This window comes from Myxococcus virescens (assembly GCF_900101905.1).
Lineage (GTDB): Bacteria > Myxococcota > Myxococcia > Myxococcales > Myxococcaceae > Myxococcus > Myxococcus virescens.
On the sequence record NZ_FNAJ01000019.1, the window covers coordinates 122,853 to 148,146 of the forward strand.

Consider the following 25,294-nt stretch of genomic DNA (forward strand, 5'->3'; position numbering starts at 1 on the left):
AGCCCCTAGATGAAGGGTGCCCTCAGCCTCAACAGGGCACCCATCCCTCTTATGCGTCTCACACGACCATCAACAAAGGTACACGGCAATACCTGCCGTCGCGCGCGCAGGCACGCCCATCCAACAGGGAAACTACGGATTCGCCAGGACGGGCAAACCCGGGTCATAGATGGGGCCGTACGTTGTGACACCGCACCGGGAAGCGTTATCCGCGATCGAGGTGCTCAAGTCGTTCAGGAAGACGACCCGCAGCGAGTAGCCTGGGGCGGCGCCGAAGATGCCGCGAAGGCGCTGCGCATCCGTGACCGTGTCATTCACACCGAAGCGCACGGACGCTCGGCCGAGCATGTTGTTCGCCTTGAACGTACAGCCCGGCGTGTACTGGTACGTCGACGTGGAGAGGACCGTCGGCGACATGCGCGCCAGCAAGCGGGCGATGGGCAGGCCATTCCAAACGGGGTTGGTCGCACGGCTCAACGTCTGTGCATTCGGCCACGTGGTCGAGCCGTAGCGCGGAACGCCATTGGGGCCCGAGTAGAGCGTCGTCTGGGGCGACACACCGGCGACGTAGTCATTCACGCCCAAGCCGCTCGCGAGCAGCGTCAGGTTTTCGCCCGAGGGGAAGAGCGTCGCGCTCCGGTTCATGTCGAACGCGTCGTACGGGACGTTGAGCTTGATGGAGGGCGCCGGCAGCTTGAGATTGACGAGCAGTTCGTTGCTGCGCGTCGTCGAGCCATCGAGGAACAGCTGCACGTTTGTCGTCTCCGGCAGCGAATCGATGATGGAACTTTCGATGGTGGAAGTCATGCTGTTCGCCGCCTCGCTCTCGATGATGTCGTAGATGAGGGTAGGAACGAGGCCGAGAATGGGAACGACCTGAACCGCCACACACCGGAGCGGCCATTCGAGGCTCGCCTGGGGCGCATTCACCCATTGCACCGAAATGCCAGAGGAGTTCGCATTCAGCTTGAAGGTGCCATAGGCGCGAATCGTCGGGTCGCACCAATTGTCGAGGTCCGTCTTGAATTTGAACGAGAAGCCCACGCCATTCGAGGTGACGGAGAGCTGGAGGCTATTCGGGTCGTAGCCGTAAATGCGGCGCATGGAGCCGTCCGACGACCTGATGACGGTCGAATTCGTAGCGCCATTGAACTTCGTGAAGAGCGCCTTGCCGAACATGTTCCATAGTTCGGCACGAGAGAAACCGATGGGGGCGGGGACGGAGTTCGCCTCGACGCTATCGACTTGCACCATCGGGAAGCTGTACGTCGCGGTGCCGCTGCCGAAGGTGCGCCCAACGGTGATGGTGACCTGGTTCGTGGAGCCATCTCCCAGATAGGGGAAGAATATCCACAAGTTGTAGCCGTAACGGCTGGGGTCCGCGGGTTGGTACGAGGAGTCCTGGGCGGAATACCAATAGCCATCGGTATACGTCGGCGTCACGACGCGCGAGCCGACTTTGACCTCTCTGATGTACGTGCACTTGTCGGTAACGAGCTCGAAGCGGAGGCCATTGGCGGAGACGTATTCGATGCCACCGCGGCTCATGCGGCCACTCTCGGGATTCCAATTCGCGGGTGCGCCGCCGCCGATATGGAGGGCCGCGGGGCTCATCAGCGTATTGCTGAAGATCTGCGGAGTGGTGTCCGCGTTGCCGCACGCATTCTGGACCGTCCCCCGGCTGGTGGTGAACGGGTCAGCTCGCGCGGAGAGCGACTCGGCTTCGTTTTCGGGGAGACCTTCCTGACCACAGCCAAAGGCGAGCGGCAGGAGCAGCAGGGCAGTGAGACGGCGCAATGAACGCATGGAGAACCTCGAGTGGAACGGAGTATCCCTGGCGCCGTGAGCAGACACGGGCCAGCGGTCCAGGACAGTCGCAGCGTGTCTACACTTCCACCCGGCGTGGGGCTTCCTCGCAGGCGCCAGATGCTTCCGCGTCCACGCCAATCCAGACGTGTGCGTGTTCTGGGTAAGCCTTAGCCGTGCCCCGTCGCGACAGGAACCAGATTCTCGTGAGACCTGTGGCTATCGGAAATTGGGGGCCCGTGCCATGCGCGCATCAGCGAACGCGTCATTTCATGCACGGTACTTCGAATGGGCCCCCAGAGTGCTGAGACCCCAATGCAGGCGGGGGTAGATGAATGCGCTGGGTGTCTCGGCGGGAGCCTTTGACTCCCTGTCCTTCGGTGTGCCGGTGGGCTTCTACCACCTGGCGGTGGGGACGGGGCACGGGGCGTATGCCAGAGGCTGGGGGAACGTGCGGGTGCGGCGGTTGGAAGGTCGTGGGGGCTGCGGGTGAAGATGGACGAGTCCCTGGTGCGTGTTGGCAAGCGCGTCTGGCTGCCATTCCTCCGTGCTCGCCAGTACATGCAGTCCCGCCAGTCGCTGCTGGACTCCTCGCTCACTCAGTTCTTCAAGGAGGCGGAGCGGTAGCGGCCATGATTTTGGGTAGGCACAGCTGTCCTACGTCGGTATGTCGGGAGCGCGCCGGGAGTCCTCAGGCGGGCGCGAGCCGTGGATGCACACCCTGGACGTCCAGGTGGGCGTGAACTATCGCGTGAGTGCGCGGCAGCGCGTTCACTTTCACCTCGACATCTTCAATGTCCTCGACGTCCAGCCCCAGTCCACGCTTGCCTGGGGCCGCGACGTGGCCGTGCAACCCGCGTATGCACTGCCCCGACAGGTGCGTCTGGCGGGCCGGTACGAATTCTGAGCGCCAAGCGCAGTTCCTGGCATGCGCCCTCTTGCCAAATGGCCACTTCAGGCATCCTTGCGAGCCGCGCCTGTTTTCATTGCACGTCGTTGTGTGCGCCTCGCTCACTCGCCTTGACGCACTGCCGGTGTGGCCTTGATGCCCTCATGACGCAGCGACCGAATTTTGGGTAGGCACAGGCAGACCAGCGCGCCTCGCTCTCTCGCATCGACGCGCTTTCAAACGTGCCTCGACGCGCCCATGACGCACAAGCGACTGAGGTCGCTGGACCATGTCGTCGTCCTGAACGAAGCCCACGCTCGGCGCCTGCTTCGCGAGTACCAGCGCTACTACAACGCGAGCCGGACGCACCTGTCGCTCGGCAAGGATACGCCCTAGAGGCGTGAGGTGCAGGGCCCGGAGCGCGGAGCCAAGGTGATAGAGCTGCGGGAAGTCTTCGGGCTCCACCACCGGTACGAGCGCCGAGCGGCATAGAATCTCGGCCCCTCCAGCAACGGCCTCAGAGACATGTCGCTGCCGCGCCATCCTGCCTACCTTCGCGGGAGGGGAGGGGGGCGCCCGCATGCAGCGCATCTTCGATTCAAGCGCATGAGAGGTTCTGGAGCAACCTGGCAGGAACGAGCACCTGCAAGATCAAGACGTTGCCAGAACCAGAAATAAGAGGAGGGCTGATGGAAAATTTTCATCAGCCCCCCTCTGGTGATCGAAAACGAGGAACGACCAGCCTTAACAGCTGGCATCAAAACGCCTGACTACTAACGCGCCTTCGGGCCGCCGCGAACGTGGATCTTGATCTTCATGTCGTGCCTCCTTTCGAGTTAAACGCTAAGTGAACTTGAAGTTGGATGTCAAATCGAGCCAGAAATCAATGTGTGGCGCATTGCGGCGATGCGGATGAAGTCCCGCGTCGCATCGAGGTGCTCGTATTCATTCAATGGGAGCGTGAATCACAAAGCAGTGGCCGAGGTGTTGACAGGGCAAGACCATTAAGGCGACTTTGGTTGGCGGACCATGGCATATCCCTTCGAGCGGACCCTTCGTTCCCTGAGCTACGAGTCGGACACGCGCCTCGTGTTCGTCGCTCTGATGGTGTTGTGTGCCGGCGGGCTCATCGCATGGTCGCTGTTCGCCAAGGTCCCGCTCGTCAAGGCCAGCTCACAGGCCCGGATCGAGCCACACAACGCCGTCCATCGCATCGAGCCGCCCAGCGCGGGCAGGGTCGTGCTCTCGCAGCTCAAACTCGACCAGGAGGTCAAGGAAGGCGACCTTCTCATCGAGTTCGACGCACGGGCCGAGCGCCTCGAGCTCGAGCGGAGCAAGGCGACGCTCGCCGCGACCGAGAAGGAGCTCGCTATCATCCGCCAGCAGATCACCAACAAGCACGAAGAGGCGGCTTTGACGGCACGGGTGGACGAGGTCGCAGTCAAGGAGGCGCTGGGGAGGGAGCAGGAGCTCGCGCCCAGGCACCGGCTCGCGGTGGAACGCGAGCAGCTGGCCCTCAATAGCCCGACGGGCGCGGTCTCGGAGATGGAGAAGCTCGAGCGCTCGACCGATGTCGACGCGCTCCGCTTCGCGCAGACGGCGCAGGGCCTGGCGCTCATCCGACTGCGGCGCGAGCAGAACGTTCGCCGTCAAGCCCTCGCCGCGCAGTTGCTGGAACTCGAGCGCGAGGCGCTGGGCGCCGAGGGGCGAATCCGGGAGCTCCAGGGGACCATCGACCGCCTCGAGTACCAGATCGAGCGGAAGCTGTATCGGGCGCCGGCCACGGGCCACCTGGTCGACGTGGCGGAACTCGGCTCGGGAGCGTTCATCGCCGACGGGCAGCGGGTCGGCACCATCGTCGCGAGCAATGCCGAGGTGCGGGTGCGCGCCCGTTTCCCGAAGGAGGTCGTCGGATTAATACATCCCGGTCAAACGGCGCGCCTCAAGCTCGACGGCTACCCGATGACCATCTACGGGACGGTCCCCGCCCGGGTGACGGCCGTCGGGACCGAGCCCGGCCAGACCGCCACGCCCGAGGCCATCCCCGGTACGGTGCGCGTCGAGCTCAAGTTCGCACCGCCGGACGATCCGCGCATCCAGCTGCGCCACGGCATGACCCTGTCGGTGGAGGTCGAGGTCGCGCGGGCGTCGCCTGTCGCGCTGTTGATGCGGGCGGTCGGTGAATGGAATCCGCAGCCTGAAGAACGGCCCGTGACCGTGTTCCGGCCCGAAGCCGAGGCCCGCTGACCATGACTCCTCCCAGGCGCCGGCGCTCAATCATTCCCGAGGTGATCCAGATCTCGGCGACGGATTGCGGCCCCGCTTCACTCAAGAGCCTGTTCGCGGGGATGGGTGTCGAGCTCAACTATCGCGTCCTTCGCGAAGTGTGTCAGACGGACGTTGATGGCACCTCGATCGTCACCTTGGATGAAGTCGCGAACCAGCTCGGGCTCGACGCCGAGGAGGTGATGCTTCCGCTCGATCACGTGATGGTCCCCGAAGCCAAGGCGCTTCCCGCCATCATCGTCACGCTCAGCGCGGGAGGACGGCCGCACTTCGTGGTGCTGTGGAATCGCGTCGGCCCGTTCATCCAGGTCATGGACCCGGCGGCGGGCCGTCACTGGACCCGGATTTCGACGCTGCTGAGCCACCTGTACCAGCACACCACGTCCGTTCCGGAGACCGGCTGGCGGGAATGGGCCGGGTCCGAGGAGGCGGTCGCGACGTTCGAGCGCCGCCTGCTGAACCTGGGTGCGACGCAGGCGCGGGAGCTGGTTGCCCGGGCGCTCGAGGACCCTGGGTATCTGTCGATCGCCAGGCTCGACGCCGCGTGTCGGGCGTCCGAAGCGATGATCCGCGCGGGCGCCGTCCGGCGAGGCCGGACGGCGGCGGGTCTGCTGCAATCCATGATGGCGAAGGACGATTCCGGCGAAGTGCCCATTCCCGCTGCCTATTGGTCCGTTCGCCCCAACCCCGAGGCGGAGGGCGAGCTGTCGATGACCGGCGCGGTGCTGATGCGGGTTCGCGGTTGGCGCGAGGCTTCGCGCGCAGGCGAAGACGCGCCGAAAGCCGTGCTCGCGAGCGACCTGGCGACGGAGCTCGTCGCCAAGCAGACGAGCCCGGCGCGAACGCTGCTCCGCCTGCGAGGCGAAGATTCGTGGGTCGTTCCGGGCCTGATTGCGGTGGGACTGGTGTTCGCCACCTTCGGGCGGATCCTGCAAGCGCTGATGCTCCGTGGCGTGCTCGACCTGGGGCGCGACCTCGGCACGTTCGCGCAGCGTGCGACGGGCATGGCTGTTCTCGCGGGCGTCGCGCTCTGCTTCATGCTCATCCAAATCCCCATTTCATTGGGATTGCTCGGCATCGGCCGCCGGCTCGAGGTGCGGCTGCGGAAGGCGTATTTCGAGAAGCTTCCCGAGATGGAGGACCGCTATTTCCAGAGCCGGCTCGCCTCCGACATGGCGTCTCGCACGCACAACATCCAGGCGATGCGGTCGCTGCCGCTCCTGCTCGCGCAGGCCTTGATCCTATCGCTCGAAGTCGCGAGCATCACCGCCGCGCTCATCTGGGCCGCGCCGCACGCATGGCACATCGTGCTCGCGCTCGCGGCGGTCACGCTGCTCGTGCCCCTGGTCGCGCAGAAGCTGCTCTTCGAGCCCGACCTGCGCGTGCAGATGCACGCAGGCGCGCTCAGCGGATTCACCCTGAACGCGCTCGTCGGGCTCACGCCGATCCGGATCCACGGCGCCGAGCGGTCGCTGCGCCGCGCGCAGGAGACCTTGCTCGTCAGCTGGACCAAGGCGCGCTATTGGCTCCAGACGCTGTCGGTCGGGTTCGAAGGCGGGCTGATGCTGGTGAGCTACGGCCTCGTCATGCTGCTCGTCTATTCGTACCTCGCGGGCACCGACCGGGCTTCGCTGGTGTTGTTGGTCGTCTATTGGGCGCTGCGGTTGCCCATTCTCGGCCAGCGGCTGATGCTGCTGAGCCGCGCGTTCCCGAATGCGATGAACCGGGTTCGCCGGCTCCTCGACGTCATCGGCGACATCAAGGATCCGCCGGCCCGGCCCGAGGCGCCAGTGCAGGAGCCTGTCGCGTCCGCGGACGTCGCGAGCGGCGTTTCAATCGTGATGGAGAAGGTCCGCGTGAAGGGTGGCGGTCACACCATCCTCGACAAGGTCTCCTTGAACATCGCCCCTGGCGAGCATGTGGCCGTGGTCGGTGTCTCCGGAGCAGGCAAGTCGACGCTGGTCGGCCTTTTGCTCGGCTGGCTCCGGCCGGCGCGCGGCGAGATCAAGGTCGACGGGCAGGTGCTCGATCAGGCCGCTGTCGAGCGGCTGCGGCGCACCACGGCCTGGGTGGATCCGGCGATCAGTCTCTGGAACCAGAGCCTCATCGACAACCTCCGGTATGGCAACGACGGCGCGCACGGCTGGTCACTGTCGGGGGCGCTCAAGGGCGCCGAGATGCTCGACATCCTCGAGGCGCTTCCAGACGGGCTGCAGACGTCGTTGGGCGAAGGCGGAGGGCTGGTCTCGGGCGGCCAGGGTCAGCGCGTGCGCCTGGCGCGCGCGATGCTTCGCTCCGGCGTGCGCCTGGCCATCCTCGACGAGCCCTTTCGCGGTCTCGATCGCGACCGGCGCGCGCGGCTCCTCGCCGAGTCCCGGCGGCTCTGGGCGGACATCACGCTCCTCTGTGTCACCCACGACGTCGAGCACACCCAGGAGTTCGATCGCGTGCTCGTGATCGAGAACGGTCGGATTCTCGAGAACGGGCCGCCGAAGGAGCTGCTCGCGAACAAAGAGTCGCGGTACGCCGTGCTCCTTCGCGCCGACCAGGAGAATCGCACACTGCTCTGGGGCAATGGGCGCTGGCGCCATTGGTGGCTTTCGGACGGCCAGCTGGTGGAGAGGCCGGCGCCGAAGCCCGTGGAGAAGCCGGTCGCGGAGCCCGCAGCAGGCGAGTTGGAGCTGGTGGGATGACGCGCTCGGACTCCGACCTGTTGTGGCCGGTCGAGCGACTGCCCGACGCGCTGGAGCAGCTGGCGCAGAGGCAAGGCTATGGCAGGGCCGCGGGCGAGATCGCCCCGCCCGCGGCGGCCGTCGAGCCGAGCCGGGTCTGGATGTTCGCGCTCGGAGATCGACTCGGCGTGGAGCTCGAGCCGATCACGCCGCTCTACCACGAGCTGCCCGACGTCCTCGAACGCGCCGCGCCTTGCATCCTCCAGGTCCGGCGAGACGGCGTTCCGTCCTATCTGGTGCTGCTGGGGACGCGGCGCGGGAAGCTGCGCCTGCTCGCGCGCGACGCCACGGTGGTTTCGGTCCAGAGGAAGAGCGCGCTCACGCTCCTGCGCGAAGAGCAGGAAGCCACCGTCGCCGAGGTGGACCAGCTGCTCGGCGGCGTGGAGATGTCGCCCCGTGCGCGCGAGCACGCCCGCTCACAGATGCTGTTGCAGCGGCTCGGCCAGGTGCAGCTGCGCACCGGCTGGATCATGCGCCCCAGGCGCACTGCGAGCCGGCGGACGCTGCTCGGTGACATCCCGTCGCTCGTCGCCGGCATCCTCGTGAGCCACACGCTCCTCTCGCTGGTGCTGGCTGGCTCGTTCTGGTTGCTCGGTCGCGCCGCGCTCCAGGCCCACCTCGAGACCGGCTGGTTCCTGGGGTGGATCGCCGTGATCGCGTGCGCGATTCCGCTCCGCATGCTCGAGGTGTGGTGGCAGGGCGTGTTCTCGATCCGGCTCGGAACGCTGCTGAAGCAGCAGCTCCTTGCGGGAACCCTCAAGCTGACCCCCGACGAGGTGCGGCTCGACGGCATCGGCCGCCATTTCGGCCGCGTCGCCGAGGCCGAGGTCGTCGAGCAGCTTGCGGTCGGCGGCGCCCTGCTCGCGGTGTTGTCGCTCGTCGACTTGATCCTGGCGGGCGTCATCCTCGTGCTCGGAGCCGGAGGGTGGCCCCAAGCGATGGTGCTCGTCCTGTGGGTCGTGGTCGCGTTCGTCCTCGCGCGCCGCCACTACGGCGTCCAGCGGGCGTGGTCGAGCGCGCGCGTCGAGATCACCCACGACCTGCTCGAGCGCATGCTCGGCCATCGAACGCGGCTGGCGCAGCTTCCACTCGAACGCTGGCATGATGGCGAAGACGTCCGCTTGAGCTCCTACTCCGAGATCTCGAAGGTCATGGATCGCCGGACCATGCAACTGACCGCGCTCCTGCGCGACGGCTGGTTGGTGCTCGCCCTGCTGACCTTGCTGCCGGCGTTCAGCATCGGTACGGCCAATGCCAGCGCGCTGGCGGTGTCCGTGGGCGGCATCTTGCTCGCGCTGCGAGCCTTCGACGAGGTCGCCGTCTACTTCCAGCAGGTCTCCCAGGCGGCGGTGTCGTTCGAGCAGATCCGCGACTTGTTGCTCGCGGTGGGCCGCCCCGAGCTCGAATCGAAAGTCCCTCTCGAAATGGAGGGAGGCAAGCAAACCGACGCCGCCAGCGGAACCCTCATGGAGGCGCGGGGCGTGACCTTCCGGCACGACGCGCGCACCCGGCCGGTGCTCGAGAACTGCTCGTTCCAGATCGCGCAGGGCGACCGCATCCTGTTGGAGGGCCCATCGGGCGGTGGCAAGTCGACGCTGGTGTCGCTGTTGACGGGCCTGAGGACGCCGCAGGGCGGTGTGATGCTGCTGCACGCGTTGGACCGCGCGACGTTCGGCTCTTCGGGCTGGCGCAAGCGCATCACCGCCGCGCCGCAGTTCCACGAGAACCACGTCCTGTCCGGCAGCTTCGCGTACAATCTCCTGCTCGGGCGCGAGTGGCCGACCTCGCCCGAGCTGCGGACCAAGGCCGCCGCGCTGTGCAAGGAGCTGGGGCTGGACGAACTGGTCGCCAAGATGCCCGCCGGCCTCGAGGAGATGATCGGCGAGACCGGCTGGCAGCTCTCGCACGGCGAGAAGAGCCGGCTCTACATCGCGCGCACGCTGCTGCAGGGGGTCGAGCTGGTCATCCTCGACGAGAGCTTCGCCTCCCTCGATCCCGAGACCATGCGGGTCGCGCAGCGCTGCGTCCTCAACCACGCGAAAGCCCTCGTGGTCGTCAGCCACCCATGAGACTTCGACTTACGCTCGCCCTCCTCGCGATGACCTGCTCCGGTTGCGAGCTGATTCGCCCCGTCGTCGTCAAACCGCCTCCGACGCCGAGCAGCTACTCGACCGCTAGCGAACTGCGCACCGAGCCGACCCAACCGTCCAGCGCACCGGAGGGCGGGGTTCCAAGCCCGCGGCCGCCGAAGGAGGGCGTGCCCGAGAAGCCCGCCGAGCGCATCACCCAGGACGCAGTCTGGTGGACGGCGTTCGCCGATCCGGCGCTCGACACGGCCATCCAGGAGTGCTTCGGCGACAATCTGGTCCTGCGCGAAGTGCGGGAGCTGATCTACGAGAACCAGCTCGACCCCAACGTGCCGCAAGGTTGGTGGTACCCGCTCCAGGTCGGCATCCTGAACCCGGCGGGGCTGAGGCATGTCGTCGCCAACGCCAACCTTCCGCCCGCGCCGCCAACCCGGGCCGAGTACGACGTCGCCAACGTCGGTTTCGGCGTGACCTACCAGGTCGACCTGTTTGGAGCCCTCGGTGCGCAGCGGCGCGCGGGAATGAACTTCGCCGAGCAGCAGCGGCAGCTCACCGAGGGCCGCATCCAGGACCTCGCGGTGCGGATCACCCAGGTCTGGTTCGACATCCTCGAGGCCCGCGCGCTCCGGGACCTCACGCTGCGGCAGATCGACTACAACAAGGAACTGCTCCGGCTGATTCGAGCGCGGTTCGAGCAGCACCTCACGCCCCGGCTCGTGGTGCTACAGCAGGAGCAGTTGCTGGTGAACCTCGAATCGCAGGTGCCGCTGATCGCCACCCGGAACGCGCTCTTGAATTCGGAGCTGAAGGCGCTGCTGGGCCGGGTACCAACCCCCGCCGACGACGTCATTCCACTCGATCGACAGCTTCCCGATCTCCCGCCCCCACCGAAACTCGGAACGCCGGGCGACCTGAACGTGAACACGCCCGAGATGCGGCTCGCGGAGCTGCGCGTCGCCGAGGTCGAGCACCGCATCAACGCGAACCTGGCGAGCTGGCTTCCGACGATTCAACTGGTGGGCAACGTGGGCGCTTTGAAGGTCGGCCTCTCGGAGCCGGCCCTGGCCGAGTCCGTCGTCGGGGTGAACCTGACCTGGGCCCTGTTCGATGGAAGGCGCGTCACCGAGTACATGCGGCTGCCGATCCAGCTCCAGCGTCGCGAAATCCAATACCAGCTCGCGCTGCACACCGCGATTGGACGGGTGCAGGATGCCGTGGTTCGGGAGGAGAACGAGGCGACGAGCCTGCGCAGCCTGCGTGCGCAGGTCCAGCTCGGGCAGCAGCTCCTGGACGAGGCGAGGCGGCTCTTCGAGCAGGGGCATTCGGACTATCTGACGGTGCTCACCGCCCTGACGAATCTGGTCGGGCTCGAGCGCGCAAGTCTGCAAGCGCAACGGCTGCTGCTCAACCATCGCGTCGAGGTCTATCGCTCGCTCGGCGGCACCTGGTCGCGCGACGTCACACTGAAGCGGGAGTGAGAAGCCATGGCACAGCTGCAAGCGGATGAGATGCTCTACATTCCCAATCGAAGGCGGCTCACGCACGACCGGCTCGACGCGGGGAATGGCCAGCAGGTCCTGCACCTCTTCTATGGCGAGGTGGAGCTCATCTTCGACGAGCCGGACATCGCGCCCCTGGGCGAGAAGCTGCTCCAGGTCGAGCAATTTCAAGCCTCCGACGCCATGGCGTGGTCGGACGGCGCGCCCCATTCCTGGGACAAGATCCGGGACCTGCTCGAAACATTGATCGAACAGCGGGTGTTGAGGCGGGTCTCGGATGCGCCTACGGGCCGCGCCGTGGTGTCCTTCCCTGAGCGGTTGGGGGAGGTGCCAGCCGGGCGTGAGCCGCTCACGTTCAGCGCCCGCGACAACCGTTGCCCCGTGCTGACCGAACAGGCGTTCGGACGGGCGTTCGAGCTCTCGAACCTCGAGGTGGTCGTGCCGGTCTACCGCGTGGCGCATCCGGCGCTCGACGGTGACGGCCGGCAAGTGGGCGAGAACAACGTCGCACCGCGCACCTTGTTCCTCGATCTCCCCACCGTGCGCAAGCAGTGCCACTACGCGGGGAGCCGGTACCAGAGCGAACGCCCGATGAACGTGACCGCGATGAAGGGCATGGCGCGTCAGTGGCCGGACCTGCTCTCGCTGACCGAGCAGTTCCGCAAGGCCTTCCTCGCGCGCATGCCGCCCCGGACCCCGGGCGTGCTCACCGCGGGCGAGCTCCACATGATGGTCGTCTGCACGCTCGCGTCGGTCGGGTACGTGCTGGTGCGGGGCACCCAGCCGGTGCCGAACGGAGAGCTCGACAGCGGGCTCGCGGCCATGTTCCGGCTGATCGACGGAGTTCGCCTGGTCACCAACGACCTGGTGCGCGATGCCCCCGAGCAGCCCGTCACCGCGCAATCGATCGTGGACTATGCCGAGCGTCACGCGGTCTTCCATGGTCCGCACGGCGTGTGTGCCGGTCCGCCGGCGCTGATCAACGAATACATGCAGGTGTTGACCGGCTCGGCCCCGGCACCCATCGAGGCCCAGCCCGACATCGCAGCGCGCCTCGGCGATCTCGACGCCGCGCTCGATTACGGCCTGCTCGGGCAGCGCGTCGAATCGGTGGTCCGCTTCCTCGGCGCGACCCAGGGGCTGCTCCACGAACGGCTCCGGGCTGCGTTCGCCGGACACCTCCCGCGCACCGCGCTGCAAGAGTGCGTGGAGGCGCCCATCGATGTCGCGCATTACCCGCTGCTCCGGGACGATTTCCCACTCGCCGAGACATACCAGCGCGAGATCAAGCTCAGCCGCTGGTTGTTCGCGCGCATCGGCGAGGCGTTCCCCGGCACGCCACAGGGCACGTCGCTGGACGAACTGGCGAAGCTGGATCCCGCCGAGCAGGCCACGAGCCAGCGGCGACTGGCCGAGCTCTTCGCGCATGGGCTGCCGGGAGACAAGGCCGTGGCGGAGCCCCTCTGCGGTGAGCTCGCTGGCGTCGCTGCCAGCGCGTTCGCCCTCGAGCGCCGGTGCCTGCGCGTCGTCGAGCGCGAGCAAGCGATGCTGAACCAGCGGCTCCAGCGCCCGGATCACCCCCTGACCGGCGCGGACCTGGCTGTGTTCACGCGGCCGCGCAATGGCCCCCCGTTGGCGGAGACCCTCGCGCGCGGCCTGGGCGTCTCGGTCACCAGCGACTCTGCCTCGACCGTGCTGGGCTACGGTGAGAGCAGCCTCACGTTGAAGGACTAGAGGGTTCGATGCATCCAGAGCTTGTCCGCCGCTTCCACGAACCGATTCGCGATGAGGCTGCGCGCCGGTATGGCCTGTCGCCCGAGCAGCTCACCGAGCTCACGGCCTTCGAGAACTTCGTCTACGAGGCGGAGAACGACGACGGCGAGGGCCTGATTCTGCGCATCTCGCACAGTACGCGGCGAACGATCGACTACACGCTGGGTGAGGTCGAGTTCGTTCGCTATCTGGCCGCCGCGCGCATTCCCATCGCCTCGCCGGTCCTCTCCGAATCGGGGCAGTTCGTGGAGCGGATCGAAGACCGCGAGCCCGGTAGCTACTTCGTCGCCACCGCGTTCGAGCGCGCGCCGGGCATCGTCTTCGACGACGCGCCTCCGCTCAAGGAGCGCTACTGGAAGCCCCCCCTGTTCCGCGACCTGGGCCGGCTGTTCGCGCGGCTCCACAACCGCGCCCAGACCTACGCGCCTTCGAGCCCCAGGCTCAAGCGCCAGGAATGGCATGAGTACGACGTGGTCGACATCGACCGGTTCGCGCCTCCCGAGGAGAAGCTCGTTCGCGAGCGCACCGCGGCGATCATCGCGCGATTGAACCGGCTACCGCGAACACCGGAGAGCTACGGGCTGATCCACGCCGATCTCCACATGCACAACTTCTGCTTCGCCGAAGGGAAGATCACCGCGTTCGACTTCGACAACTGCGAGTACGCGTGGTTCGTCAAGGACATCGCGGTACTCCTCTTCTACATCGCGCGAGGCGAGGCTCGAGAGGCGCGCGACGAAGCGGCCGCTGCGTTCCTGGGGCCGTTCCTCGAAGGGTATCGGGAGCTCCGACGGATGGATCGCGAGTGGCTCGCGGCCGTGCCGGACCTGCTCGCGCTCCAGCGCTCGATGAATTACGCGCTGTTCCACCAGTATCGAGACCCGGCCGTGCTCGACGAGAGCACGCTCGACCGGTGGGGGCGGTTCCGGCGCGACATCGAAGCGGACACACCCGTCCTGCAGATTGATTTCAACGTGTAACGAGCACCTCTCCAGCCTGCTGTGGAAGAAGGACCTGGCTGTGACTACCGGATATTCGGGGCCGACGAGAAGCGTGCGTCGGCGAACGCGTCATTGCATGCACAGTCCTACGGATGGGGTCGATGAATACTGGGTTTGACCGGGCGAAAGAGGGGGAGTGTGTGCGGTTCCCTCTGTGATGCCATGCGGTCCGTTACGGGGTGCGGCAGAATTCTGGCGTGCTGGCTACGGCCGGCAAGAATGGCAGGATGAGGGCCTTCGTCAAGTCGCTGGCTCAGACGTTGCGCTCGGTCTTGCGGAGCCGCTCGGAGCTGGCGCTGGAGAACCTGGCTCTTCGCCAGCAACTTGCAGTCTTCCGTGAGAAGCGCCCATCCCCGAGGTTTGCTCGGGGCGACCGCGTCTTCTGGGTCGTTCTCCAACGCCTCTGGCAGGAGTGGCGAAGACCACTGTGCTTTGTGCAGCCGGCGACAGTGGTGAAGTGGCATCGGATGGGCTTTCGGCTCTTCTGGCGCTGGAAGTCCCGGAGTCGGCTGGGGCGGCCTCGGGCAACTCCTGAACTGCGCGCGTTGATTCGGCGCATGGCCGAAGCCAACCCGACATGGGGGGCTCCGCGCATTCACGGGGAGTTGCTGAAGTTGGGGATGGAGGTAGGCCAGACAACGGTCGCTCGTTACATGCCCAGACCGAGAAGGGGAGCGCCGAAACCATCACCAACATGGCGGAACTTCTTGCGCTTGCATCTGGCGGAGTCCGCAGGGATGGACTTCTCTGTCATTCCGACTGCGACGTTTGGAGTGCTGTTGGGATTTGTGGTGGTGAGTCACCGAGACAGGCGAATCCTCCACCTCAATGTGACAGCGCACCCGACGGAAGAATGGACGAAGCAGCAGTTGCGAGAGGCCTTTCCCTGGGCCAGTGCTCCGAGGTACTTGCACCGAGATAGGGACAAGCTCTACTCCGAGGGCGTTCGCGCCACGCTTACCCATTTGGGGATTCGCGAGGTGCCGAGTGCAGCACGGTGTCCGTGGCAGAATCCCTATGCGGAGAGAGTCATCGGCTCGATACGTAGGGAGCTGCTGGACCATGTCGTCGTCCTGAACGAAACTCACGCTCGGCGCCTGCTGCGCGAGTACCAGCGCTACTACAACGCGAGCCGGGCGCACCTGTCGCTCGGGAAAGATGCGCCCGAGACGCGTGAGATGCAGGGCCTGGGGCACGGAGCCAAGGTGATAGAGCTACGGGAAGTCTTCGGGCTCCACCACCGGTACGAGCGCCGCGCTGCGTAGAGTCTCGGTCCTTCCAACAGCACCCTCGCAGATTCGCGCATGCTGCACCAGCCTACCTGCGTTCGCAGGACGGGAGGGAAGTGTCCACACGCCGGCAGAGAGGTGTTGAGGCGTCTGAGCCGGGCGTAATTCCGACCTCCATCAAATGGAAGAGAGGACCCAGCGGGCCGTCATGCGCATCGCTCACGTCATGACGCGCGTTTTGACGCAGCTTTGACGCACTCATGACGCAGCGACCGAATTTTGGGTAGGCACACGCAGCGACCGAATTTTGGGTAGGCACACGGGTCGGGCGGCACTCTTGACGTAGTGTTGATATGACACTAAGGTGTCGACGGCTGAAAGAACATGACCCACGGCAAGACACCTGATGACAGCGTAGGAACGAAGCGCATCTGCTCAGACTGCGTTGGCGAGTCGTATCTCAAAGCCGTCATCGTGGCCCGAGCGGAGCTGGCGACCTGCTCCTACTGTGAGAATGAAGGGCCCACAGAGGCGATTGAAGATTTGGCCGCCCGTGTCGAGCTGGCGTTCGAGAGTCACTACCGCCGCACATCGACAGAGCCGGACGGCTTTGAGTACATGATGTCGAAGGACCCCGAGTCCAGTTACGAATGGGAGCGCCATGGGGAGCCCGTGGTGGACGTCATCGCGGAAGCGGCGGGGATCGAGCTGGAGCCGGCAGAGGACATTCGCGCCATTCTTGACGAACGCACCTCCAGTCATGACCCGCGCGATGCGTGGGAGGAGCCGCCGTTCGACTCAGAGGCACAGTACGAGCCTGCCCGGTTGAGCGATGCAGAGCTCCAGATGGACTGGGGCGATTTCGAGAAGAGTTTGAAGACCGAGGCCCGGTACTTCAGCCGCTCGGCCGAGAAAATCCTGGCGGCAACGTTTCACGGCATCGATGGGTTGCGCGACCGGAGTGGACGTCCTGCGCTGGTTGAGGCTGGCCCTGGCCAGTCCATTGATGCGCTCTTCCGGGCGCGGGTCTTCCAATCCGACGAAAAGCTAGAGGCAGCACTACGTCACCCAGAGAAGGAACTGGGCCCTCCTCCATCCGCTATCGCACCAGGTTTGCGGATGAACTCCCGGGGCATCTCTGTGTTCTACGGGACGAACACACCGGCGACCGCGCTGGCGGAGGTTCGGCCACCTGTAGGCAGTCAGGTCGTTGTCGGTAAATTCTCACTGCTTCGACCGCTTCGACTGCTGGATTTGACTGTCCTTCGCAACATCTATGTCATGGGCAGCGACTTCGATCCTGAGTTCATAGGCAAGCTCAAGCATGCCATGTTCCTGGAGCACCTGAGTCACCGTATCACGATGCCCATCATGCCTGACGATGAGGCTATCGAATATCTGCCGACGCAGGTCATTGCTGACTATCTAGCCTCCATGGATGCACCTTCTATCGACGGGATCATCTACCCGTCGGCGCAGGCGAGTTCAGGGCAACTCAACATCGTCCTGTTCCACAAATCCGCACGGGTGCAGCCTTCGGAGCTGCCAAAGGAAGCAACAGTCAGGGTGTCTCTTGAGAGCTATTCAGAGGATGGTGCAGAACCCGACTACACCATCTACGTGACGCCACCGAAGTCCACCCCCTCGAAGCCCTCTGTTGCCAAGTCCTTTTGGGACATTCAGACACCTGACGGAAGGTATGGCGACGCTCGCGTGCCTGCACTGTGCCTCGACCCAACCACCTTGGAGGTCCACCGAATCACGGCGATCCAGGTCGTTTCGGAGGCCCATCCCGTCAGGCATCACGTCTTCCCACCTGAGTCGGATTCGGGCGCCCAGGCTGGCGAAGAGGAGCCGGATGACCCGTTTCCGTTTTGAAGTACAGCCGGTCATTTCGGGCGGCTTGGCCATCTTGCGAACAAGAGCTAGGCCCTTGCGATAGGCGTCGTCAGCGGAAGCACCGCCCCAAGTGCCCATGTCCACAGTGGGCGCCAGTCAGCACCATGGGCAGCCTTCTCCTCGTACTGTGCCATGGCTGTAAAGTTGCCGAGGAGCCGAAGGGGCGTGCGTCATGATGCTGCCTTCAATTCCTCCAAGAGCCTGTTCAAATCAGCTTGGATGTTCAGCTCCACGGCTCGGATGTTCAGCCCCACGGCGCTATGCAAGAGCGCGGTGTCAAGGTAGTCAATCACTTGCGAGCGCTTCTCTGGCGGAATGTCTTTCGGTTCCGCTTTGGAGAGCGCCTTGTTTAGCGCTTCAACTTCGTCGGGAGAGAGTTTGTATCCGACCGGCAATGCAAGAAAATCGCTCAACGTCATTGTGCGCCCCATCGCAGGCCCCGAACGCTCCGAGTCTGCGCAGTGAACAAGCAACCAGTTCCCCACCAGCACCACAGCCCACCAAACGCCAACGTTGAATCGTAGCAGCTCGGGCTGAGGATGTGGTTCTCGACGCACTCAAGCGCGGGAGCCATATCAAGGTTCGGCACCCAAGCGGTTGGCGGAAGTCCGCAAGTCGGCACTCCGCATGGAAGTTTAAAGCCGCCTGACGAGGCGAGCTGGCAGCTCCGCCTGGCTCTGGAGGGGCGAATTTGAAGGCGCGAAGCGTGCTGCTCGCGCATTTCTCGCTCCTGGTGTCAGCCGTCGCATGTCGGCTCGCGTAGCCGAAGGTGACGGGGTTCCGCCCGCGCGGCTGGTGCTCGTTCACGCGCTGCCTATTGCGGCGGGCGGCAGCGCAGCCCCGACTTGGCGGTTCCGCGGAGCCGCCGTGGGTCGGTCAGGGCGGACTTCTCCTTGGGCCCCTCAACGGCTCAGCCACAGGAGGAGGGGCGCGTGCGGGCGGGTTCTGGGCTCGTCGTTCTGGTCCAGAAACCTCGTTCGGGCGTACGCGCCCCTCGTGGAGAAGTGGAGTGAGGCGGGGACAGAGGGCTCTACGCCTGTCGAGACAGTCTGAGGGCCGTCTGGGAGGGTCTGGGCCGCGCGACGAAATCGCGAGTACCCGGTAAGCCCCCGCAGCGTTTCGCTCCCTCGGTTAACAGCCACGAGGGGCCAATCCGTCGCCGAATGGCTCCGAGCCGTCTTGGAGACAGGGAAGCGAAGCAACCCCGGAAGGTACGACATCGAAAGCCAGGGATTGTCAGAATCGGTCGCCCGAAGTGGTTAACAAAACTGTTAACCACTCTCGGCCTCTCTCTCCCCAAAATGGGCGCAGGAGCGCTTCAGAGAGCCCAGTCGGCGGCGGAGAAGAGGGGGCATCGCGCTCTGCAGGGAAGAGAGCCGAGAGCGCCCTCTTCAGTACTGCGAGCCAAAATCCCTTGAGATTCAGGGGCTTAAGCACGAAGGCCCCGCGATTTTCATCGCGAGGCCCGTGTAAAACAAAAGGGCCCTACCGGTTGGTAGGGCCCTTCGTTCAGCTCCCCGACTGAAGCCCTGCGCGAACTTGTTCTCGGCCTTCTCTCCAGAGACTGCGACGGAAAACACGAGAAAAATCCTGGGGTTAGGCGAACTCGGGAAAATTCGGGGTCCGATTGAGTCTCCGCAAACTTCGGTGCGGCTACTCCCGACTATCGCGAATTGGGGATGGCGTCCAGAATCCCCAGAGTGAGGGGGTGTGGGATGTTGGACCGGAGTGACGCTTGATGCCCTGGGCCTGCGTCCCCCGCGTTCGCCGCTGACGACTACCTCCCTTGGGGGATTCCCCGCCCGCGCGCCCGACGCCTACTGCTGGCGGAGGAGGCCCCCGCCATGCCGCGGCGGCTGAGGCGCTCGTGACGCAGCGACCGAGTTTAGGGGAGGCACGGAGGCTGGTTGACCCGTCTGGCGGGGAAAGCCCAGACTCCCCCAGGAGGGAGTCGGGACATGCTGAGCCTGAGTTTTAAAGAGTGGGTGATGGGGCTCTTCCGGGCCGGATTCGGTGGTTGGTGGAACGCACCGGCTCCAGTGGTCCTCTCCTCCCTCGTGGAGCCCACGCCACCTCCGCCCTCTACCACTTCCCTCTCCGTAGTGGAGGCCCAGCCGCCCGTGAAGCCGAAGAAGAAGCGGAAGCGCTCTGAGAGTGCTGTTTGGGCCTGGAATGCCCGGCTCCGCTCTCCCGAGGCAGACGCGTAGCCCGTCAGCTCGCGGCACCGGGACGGGGCTTGGCTCGACGTCAGCTCGGTCCCTGGTTGCCGAGCACCGGCCGGAAATCCCCGTCACGGAGGGGCTCCGCCATGGGGCCTCCTGAAGCGCATGGTCCGCTGCCGTGAGGTTCAGTTCCCTGGCGCCAGCCGGTGAGGTTGTGGGCATCACCGGCAGGCCCTTGGGGCCCGGAACGACGCTTCCATGATGCTGCGGTTGGACGTGCCGCTGGCCAAGCGGATGACGCCCGATGTCCGTCTCGCACAGATGGAGGGCAGGCAAGATGATGACCATGCGCGCCTCGCTCACTCGCGTTGACGCACTGTCGAAGGTGGCCTTGAAGCACCCATGGCGCGGCGACCGAGTCTTGGGTAGTCACAGGAGGTACACTCCACTGCCGGTGGACTTCATCCGCCATCCCACCGATGCGCGGAGTCTTCCAACCACGGGGGAAACATGGGCGCGCGAAGCACTATCGAGCGATGGCTGGAGCGCATCGAAGCCAGCCTCAGCGTAGGCGTGACCCTTGGCACGGCCGTCGTTGCCGTGCTCGGGCTCGCAGCGTTCCTCCTGGCAATTGTGCACAGGGGGCTCTTGGGAGGAACCCTCGACGCTACCGCCATCGGGCACCTGCTCGATGTCGGGTTGGTGGTGTTCATCGCGCTCGAGCTCTTCAAGATTGGAATCGCACATCTGCGCAACCGCAGCATCGTGCCAACGGTGATGGAGGCCGCGCTGATCGCGGTCGTCAGAAAGATTGTGGTGATGGAACTCGACGCGGAAACTTTTCCGAGGGTCCTACCCCTCTCGCTGCTCCTGCTGTCCGTCGGCGCCACCTGGTTCCTGGTCCATCGGTCCCACGCCAGCGTTGGCCCTACTTCGAACCGCGAATAGACGGTGAAGCTGCGTCCCGATGCTGATGGCTCCCGCTGCAGCGAGGCAAAGCGCCTTCGCTACTTCCTCGGTCGCTTGAAGAGGTCTCCAAGGCCCTTGCGTGCTCGGTTCACCGGGTTATCGCTCCCTTGCTGCCGCAGCCCCCCTGGCAGCAGGCCCTTGGCGACGTCCAGCGTGCTGCCAGGCTTCACCTCAGGCGCTCTGAGCGTGCCCGTGATCGTGAGTGGGATCGTCACCGGCGCCTTCATTGGAATCGCACCGCGGGTGATGGCCGAGACGAACTGCTCGGAAGCGTTGATCGTGCCCTTGAGCTCCAGGCGCTGATCGAGGCCCACCCGGCCATCCAGGGTCCCGTTGCCAATGTCCGACTGGAACGCCATGGGCTTTGTAAACGCGACCCATCCGCCCTGGACCCGGAACTGCGCGCTCAGGTCGTTCAGTCGGGTGCCCTGCGCCGCTCTCTGGACCGTGCCAGTCGCGTCCTTGAGCCCCAGTACCTCCAAGCCCCGCGTCAGTACCGGAGCCACCTCCGCACCGACGTCTGCGGTCGTGAGGGCACCGTCGCGAAGCTGCACGCTCCCGCCGCCGGTGACGCTGTCCCGCGCTTGGGCCCAATCCACGCCGGTACCGGTGAGCTGAAGCTCGCCGCTGGCTTGGCCCCTCAGTGACGGTTGTCCCGAAAGCGACTGGAAGGCCTTCGCGGTGTCCATTCCGGCGAGGACCACCTTGAGTGTCCACTCCGGCTGCTGCTTGGTGAGGTCCACCCGCGTCCCCGTGAGGTCAGCGTGCCCGCCATAGAGCGTTGCGCCACCACGCTGCACGAGGAGCACGCCGTCATCCAGCCTCGCCTGCGCGTCGACGTCGGTGGCCACGAGCGCACCGTGGTGGAGCTTCGCCAGCTTGAGTGTTCCTCCCACATCGACCTCCCCAAGCTGCGCGCGCACCGAGGCAGGCAGCGCGGTGGCCGATGCTTCATCCTTCGGCTGCGGTGGCAGCACTCCGAGCAGGTGCTTCACGTCGAACTCCTGCCCTTGCAACGCGAAGCGCACGCGCGTGGGCGCCATCCAGGCCGAGGCCGTGCCGCCGAGCTGGACGCCGGGGCCCTTGAGCGCAATCTGCGTGAAGTCCACCTTCGCCGCCTTCACATGGGCCGGGTCGATGCGCGAGGTGAATGCGAACGAGCCGCTCGCCGGCTCACCACGAAGCTTCAACGCTCTCGCTGAGCCATGGCCCGAGAGCGCGTACGCGCCCTGGTCGGTCTTCACATCCGCGCCGATGTCCATCCGGCCGCCCGTGAAATAACCAGCCGCCTTCGGGGGCAGGAAGTTCCGGAATGCGTTCACGGAGAGGTCCTTGCCGCGCAGGTGCAGCGTCACCTCGGGTACCGGCTGGCCGGGCTGGAGCTTCCCGGCGGGGAGCGGGTCGACCTTGAAGTCCACCGTCACGTTCTGCTCCGATGCGGCGAGCGCTGCCCTCATGGCGCCCTCGAGCGCCAGTCCCGGTCCGAGGCCCTTCAATTCCACGTCGATGTCCCGAAGCACGACCGCGGCGGTGCCACCGGCCGCCTGCAGGTCCGTCACATTCACGACGCCATCTCGAATCCGAAGGTCCTCGACGAACGCCCCTCGCTCGGACTCGGAGCGGGTGCTCCCGAGTGATTCGTGGTTCCACGTCCCGTCTTCGCGCCGCACCAGGTTCAGCTTCGTGGCATCGAGCTTCAGCGCGCTCACGCGCACATCCTTGCCGAGACTCCGAATCAGCGGCCAGAGCTGAACGGTCGCAGTCGCACGTGGAGCCTCCAGGAACGGTGGCTCGTTGCCGTCACCCTCGACCCGCAGGTTCATGAGCGTGGCGCCGGGCGTCGGAAGCCAGTGGGCATCAAGCTTTTCGACGCTCACAGGACGGCCGAGGGAGCTGGTGGCGATGGCCTCGAGCTGCCCGCGCAGACGCTCGGCGATCCACGACGGCTTCAGGGCCAGCGCACCGGCAGCCAGCACCAGCACGGCGGCCGCGACACCGAGCGCGACCTTCAAGCCACGGCGGACGGAGTGCGCGGTTCTCTTCATGCCCATGTAAGATGAGCGGCCCCTGGCCCCGCGGAGCCCCCAGTCAACCAGGCTCCTCTTGGGCCGCGCCTGCAAGAGACGGCTGTCTCGCCGCCCGTGCGCATTGCCCCTTTGTCGACCGCCGCCGCGCCGTCTGCTCGGACCGGAGCGGGCTCAGCGTTTGTCTTCAGTGGAACGGCGGCCGAGGACGGCGTTGAACTCGGCGCCCAGCAGCAGCGCGAGCGAGGAGATCCACATCCACAAGATCAGGATGATGATGCCTCCCAGGGCGCCATAGGTGATGCCGAACGTGCTGAAGCGGGAGACATAGAAGGAGAAGCCCAGCGAAGCCGCAAGCCAGACGAGCACCCCCGCAACGGAGCCGGGCGTGATGAACTTGAACCTCTGCCGGGTATCCGGGAGCACGGAGTAGAGGACGGCCCAGAGGATCATCATCAGCAGCGCCGCGAGGGGAAACCTCAGCCAGCCAGCCAGCGTTGCCCAGGGCCCACCGAGCCGGGTGGCGAGCGCCGGGGCGGCCACCGCGATGAAACCGGCGAGCGGCGCCAGGACGGCTCCCGCCAGCGTCATTCCGAACGCCATCCCCAGGAGCTTCCAGCGCGGACGGCTCTCCGTCACAGCGTAGGCGGTATTGAGGGCCGTCATGAGACTCCTTACCCCGGCGGTCGCCGACCCCGCGGCGGCCAGCGCGCTGATCGTCAGCAGCCCCCTGCCTGGCCCGGAGGTGAGTTGCGCGAGTTGCTCATAGAGGAGCCGGCTGAAGGCCGGAGGAACTTCGCGCCCCAGCGCGCCGATGAGTGCTTCTACCTGCGAGGGTTGAATGACGAGGCCCGCCAGCGCGACGGTGAGGAGCAGGAAGGGAAAGAGGGCGAGGAGGCCGTAGAACGTGAGCGCGGCCGCCGCGTCGCTCAGCTTGTTGCGCTGCCAATCCCGCCGCAGTCTTCCAAGGATGTCCGCCCACTCCGCTGCGCTGCCGGGTAGGCCCCCGTGTGCCCTGGCAGGACGCCTTTCCGCGCCGGGCGCTTCCTTGCGAGTCAGGCTGCGAGGCACGCCTTTCATGGTCATCTCCTGGGCGAAAGGTAGCCTTGCCCCGCCTTTAACTGCTTCAACAGCGCCCCTGAACAGCCAGGCATCCGGGCCCGAGCGCAGGGCAGTCACTAGGTTCATCTGGAGGGCAGCCAGGGTTTTCACTGGGAGGCGCCGCCCGCTACCAGCCTTACGACACCTTCAGACGAGGAAACGAGCCATGGAACGCACGGATGCTGACCGCCTGAAGGCTGTGTTGGCCAAGATGATGGCGGTGCTGGCCATCATCGGCGCCATCAACTGGGGCCTGATCGGCTTCTTCAATTGGAACCTCGTGGAGGCGATCTTCGGTGGCGGCTCACGTGAGGTGACCAGCGCTCTTGCGCGCCTCATCTACTCCGTCGTGGGACTGGCGGGAGTGGCGCTCGCGCTCACCTTCCCATGGCGTCGGCCGCTGGAAACGACGACAACGACCACGACGACCCGAATCACGGGTGCTGGGTCCAACCGACGGTCGGACGTGCGGGCCTGATGCGGAGAGCAGTTGAGCCAAGGGAGGGTTCGATCGTGGTGTGAGCGTGCGCGGCTGGCTCTGTGGCATCAGGCGGCGCGTGACAGGGCGCGGCAGAATTCTGGCCGGCCATCTATGGTCGGCAAGAATGGCTAGATGCGGGTCTTCGTGAAGGCGCTTACATGCCCAGACCGGGAAGGGGCGCGCCGAAACCGTCACCAACATGGCGGAACTTCTTGCGCTTGCATCTGGCGGATTCCGCGGGGATGGACTTCTTTGTCATTCCGACTGCGACGTGGGGATTCGCAAGGTGCCGAGTGCAGCACGGTGTCCGAGGCAGAATCCCTATGCGGAGAGAGTCATCGGCTCGATACGTAGGGATCTGTTGGACCACGTCGTCGTCCTGAGCGAAGCCCACGCTCGGCGCCTGCTGCGCGAGTACCAGCGCTACTACAACGCGAGCTGGACGCACCTGCCGCTCGGGAAGGATGCGCCCGAGAGACGTGTGGTGCAGGGCCCGGAGCACGGAGCCAAGGTGATAGAGCTACGGGAAGGCTTCGGGCTCCACCACAGGTACGAGCGCTGCGCTGCGTAGAGTCTCGGTCTTTCCAACAAAACCCTCGTAGACCCGCGTGTGCTGCACCACCCTACCTGGGTTCGCAGGACGGGAGGGGAGCGGCCACACGCAGGAAGAGAGGTGTTGAGGCGTCTGAGCCGGGCGTAATTCCGACCTCTATCAAACGGAAGAAAAGGTCTCAGCGGCTCGTTACGCGCATCGCTCACTTTATGCCGCGCGTTTTGACGCAGCCTTGACGCACTCATGAAGCAGCGACCGAATTTTGGGAAGGCACACTGGGCCCTGCGACGCTCTCCTCATCCGACTCTGTATCGGCGACTACCTTCCAGCCCGCAACTTTAGCCCAGAGAGCGGATCTGGCGAGCGTTGTGCCAGCGCGCCATGCACAACCTCCTTTTCGACGAGATGACGCAACTCCAGTGCGCGCTTCGCGTAGGGCCCGGCTACTACCGCGCCGACCCCAAGCCAAGCGGTGCCCCATCTTCTCGGCTCGCCCTGGACTTCGACTCAATCATCCGAGGCCGAATTAGGCCGCGACGTTCGCTCAAGCCGTCCGCGACACCTTCACTACACCAGAGAGGCTACTCGAGCGTATCGAATGGCCTCTCTGGCACTTCCGATTACTGGATCTGCTTGATCAGAAGCGATGCGGAGACAGCGCGGGTTCCGCCGGCGAGAGGCGTGATCGTCAGTGCCGGTGAGTTACCGGCGGGATTGCGGACGGTCAGGAGCGAGTTCGCCGACGTTGTCGTGAGCAACACGTGGTTCATGATCTGAGACGTCCCGGTCGCCCGCCCGGCCAC

Annotated in this window: 19 protein-coding genes and 1 pseudogene; 15 read left to right on the plus strand and 5 right to left on the minus strand. The window is 65.5% G+C overall.

What is annotated here, in order from left to right:
- Window positions 1-132: 132 nt before the first annotated feature.
- Window positions 133-1,854, minus strand: coding sequence for a hypothetical protein (locus BLU09_RS33230; protein WP_244172240.1), 1,722 nt, complete (start codon window positions 1,852-1,854; stop codon window positions 133-135).
- Between the two features lie 441 nt (window positions 1,855-2,295).
- Between BLU09_RS33230 and BLU09_RS38965 the strand changes: the two genes are divergently transcribed.
- The 12 genes and pseudogenes from BLU09_RS38965 to BLU09_RS33280 all read left to right on the plus strand — a co-directional run bounded on the left by BLU09_RS38965 (window position 2,296) and on the right by BLU09_RS33280 (window position 17,180).
- Complete coding sequence (locus tag BLU09_RS38965) at window positions 2,296-2,433, plus strand: hypothetical protein (protein WP_167371208.1); 138 nt, start codon at window positions 2,296-2,298, stop codon at window positions 2,431-2,433.
- Between the two features lie 85 nt (window positions 2,434-2,518).
- Window positions 2,519-2,713: a hypothetical protein gene (locus BLU09_RS33235; protein WP_090494703.1), complete on the plus strand. Its 195-nt coding sequence runs from the start codon at window positions 2,519-2,521 to the stop codon at window positions 2,711-2,713.
- A 240-nt stretch (window positions 2,714-2,953) separates the two neighbouring features.
- Entirely contained in the window at window positions 2,954-3,091 is a 138-nt protein-coding gene (locus BLU09_RS39625) for a hypothetical protein (RefSeq protein ID WP_244172241.1), read from the plus strand.
- 633 nt (window positions 3,092-3,724) lie between these two features.
- Window positions 3,725-4,942, plus strand: a complete 1,218-nt coding sequence (locus tag BLU09_RS33245; RefSeq protein ID WP_090494705.1) for an HlyD family secretion protein — start codon at window positions 3,725-3,727, stop codon at window positions 4,940-4,942.
- A 2-nt stretch (window positions 4,943-4,944) separates the two neighbouring features.
- On the plus strand, window positions 4,945-7,674 hold the full coding sequence (locus tag BLU09_RS33250; protein ID WP_090494708.1) for an ATP-binding cassette domain-containing protein: 2,730 nt from the start codon (window positions 4,945-4,947) through the stop codon (window positions 7,672-7,674).
- On the plus strand, window positions 7,671-9,782 hold the full coding sequence (locus tag BLU09_RS33255; RefSeq protein WP_090494710.1) for an ATP-binding cassette domain-containing protein: 2,112 nt from the start codon (window positions 7,671-7,673) through the stop codon (window positions 9,780-9,782). The genes BLU09_RS33250 and BLU09_RS33255 overlap by 4 nt, the downstream gene beginning before the upstream one ends.
- A complete protein-coding gene (locus BLU09_RS33260) occupies window positions 9,779-11,278 on the plus strand; it encodes a TolC family protein (RefSeq protein WP_090494712.1) in 1,500 nt (499 codons plus the stop codon). Before BLU09_RS33255 ends, BLU09_RS33260 begins: the two co-directional genes overlap by 4 nt.
- A 6-nt stretch (window positions 11,279-11,284) precedes the next feature.
- Window positions 11,285-13,033: a hypothetical protein gene (locus BLU09_RS33265; protein WP_090494714.1), complete on the plus strand. Its 1,749-nt coding sequence runs from the start codon at window positions 11,285-11,287 to the stop codon at window positions 13,031-13,033.
- 8 nt (window positions 13,034-13,041) lie between these two features.
- On the plus strand, window positions 13,042-14,052 hold the full coding sequence (locus BLU09_RS33270) for a phosphotransferase enzyme family protein (protein ID WP_090494717.1): 1,011 nt from the start codon (window positions 13,042-13,044) through the stop codon (window positions 14,050-14,052).
- Window positions 14,053-14,540: 488 nt separating this feature from the next.
- A pseudogene (locus tag BLU09_RS40150) lies at window positions 14,541-14,717 on the plus strand (hypothetical protein); the annotation flags it as partial.
- 336 nt (window positions 14,718-15,053) lie between these two features.
- Window positions 15,054-15,338, plus strand: a complete 285-nt coding sequence (locus BLU09_RS39630; RefSeq protein ID WP_244172243.1) for an integrase core domain-containing protein — start codon at window positions 15,054-15,056, stop codon at window positions 15,336-15,338.
- Window positions 15,339-15,686: 348 nt separating this feature from the next.
- Window positions 15,687-17,180 carry an RES family NAD+ phosphorylase gene (locus BLU09_RS33280; RefSeq protein WP_090494722.1) on the plus strand — a complete coding sequence of 498 codons (1,494 nt, stop codon included), beginning with the start codon at window positions 15,687-15,689 and terminating at the stop codon, window positions 17,178-17,180.
- A gap of 191 nt (window positions 17,181-17,371) precedes the next feature.
- Here BLU09_RS33280 and BLU09_RS38490 read toward each other — a convergent pair whose 3' ends face one another.
- Window positions 17,372-17,620, minus strand: coding sequence for a hypothetical protein (locus tag BLU09_RS38490; RefSeq protein WP_143043243.1), 249 nt, complete (start codon window positions 17,618-17,620; stop codon window positions 17,372-17,374).
- Between the two features lie 2,253 nt (window positions 17,621-19,873).
- On the opposite strand from BLU09_RS38490, the gene BLU09_RS33285 reads away from it, so the two are divergent.
- A complete protein-coding gene (locus BLU09_RS33285) occupies window positions 19,874-20,311 on the plus strand; it encodes a phosphate-starvation-inducible PsiE family protein (protein ID WP_090494725.1) in 438 nt (145 codons plus the stop codon).
- A gap of 59 nt (window positions 20,312-20,370) precedes the next feature.
- On the opposite strand, the gene BLU09_RS33290 is transcribed toward BLU09_RS33285, so the two are convergent.
- Both BLU09_RS33290 and BLU09_RS33295 read right to left on the minus strand, forming a co-directional pair.
- Window positions 20,371-22,452 (minus strand): AsmA family protein, encoded by a 2,082-nt coding sequence (locus tag BLU09_RS33290; RefSeq protein WP_244172244.1) that lies wholly within the window; start codon window positions 22,450-22,452, stop codon window positions 20,371-20,373.
- A gap of 78 nt (window positions 22,453-22,530) precedes the next feature.
- Window positions 22,531-23,436 carry a YihY/virulence factor BrkB family protein gene (locus BLU09_RS33295; RefSeq protein WP_244172245.1) on the minus strand — a complete coding sequence of 302 codons (906 nt, stop codon included), beginning with the start codon at window positions 23,434-23,436 and terminating at the stop codon, window positions 22,531-22,533.
- A gap of 187 nt (window positions 23,437-23,623) precedes the next feature.
- Between BLU09_RS33295 and BLU09_RS33300 the strand changes: the two genes are divergently transcribed.
- Window positions 23,624-23,935: a DUF378 domain-containing protein gene (locus BLU09_RS33300; RefSeq protein WP_090494729.1), complete on the plus strand. Its 312-nt coding sequence runs from the start codon at window positions 23,624-23,626 to the stop codon at window positions 23,933-23,935.
- Between the two features lie 202 nt (window positions 23,936-24,137).
- A complete protein-coding gene (locus BLU09_RS33305; protein ID WP_244172246.1) occupies window positions 24,138-24,509 on the plus strand; it encodes an integrase core domain-containing protein in 372 nt (123 codons plus the stop codon).
- Between the two features lie 602 nt (window positions 24,510-25,111).
- Here the strand turns inward: BLU09_RS33305 and BLU09_RS39100 are convergent.
- The coding region (locus BLU09_RS39100) for a hypothetical protein (protein ID WP_208610779.1) at window positions 25,112-25,294 on the minus strand (183 nt) is incomplete at its 5' end.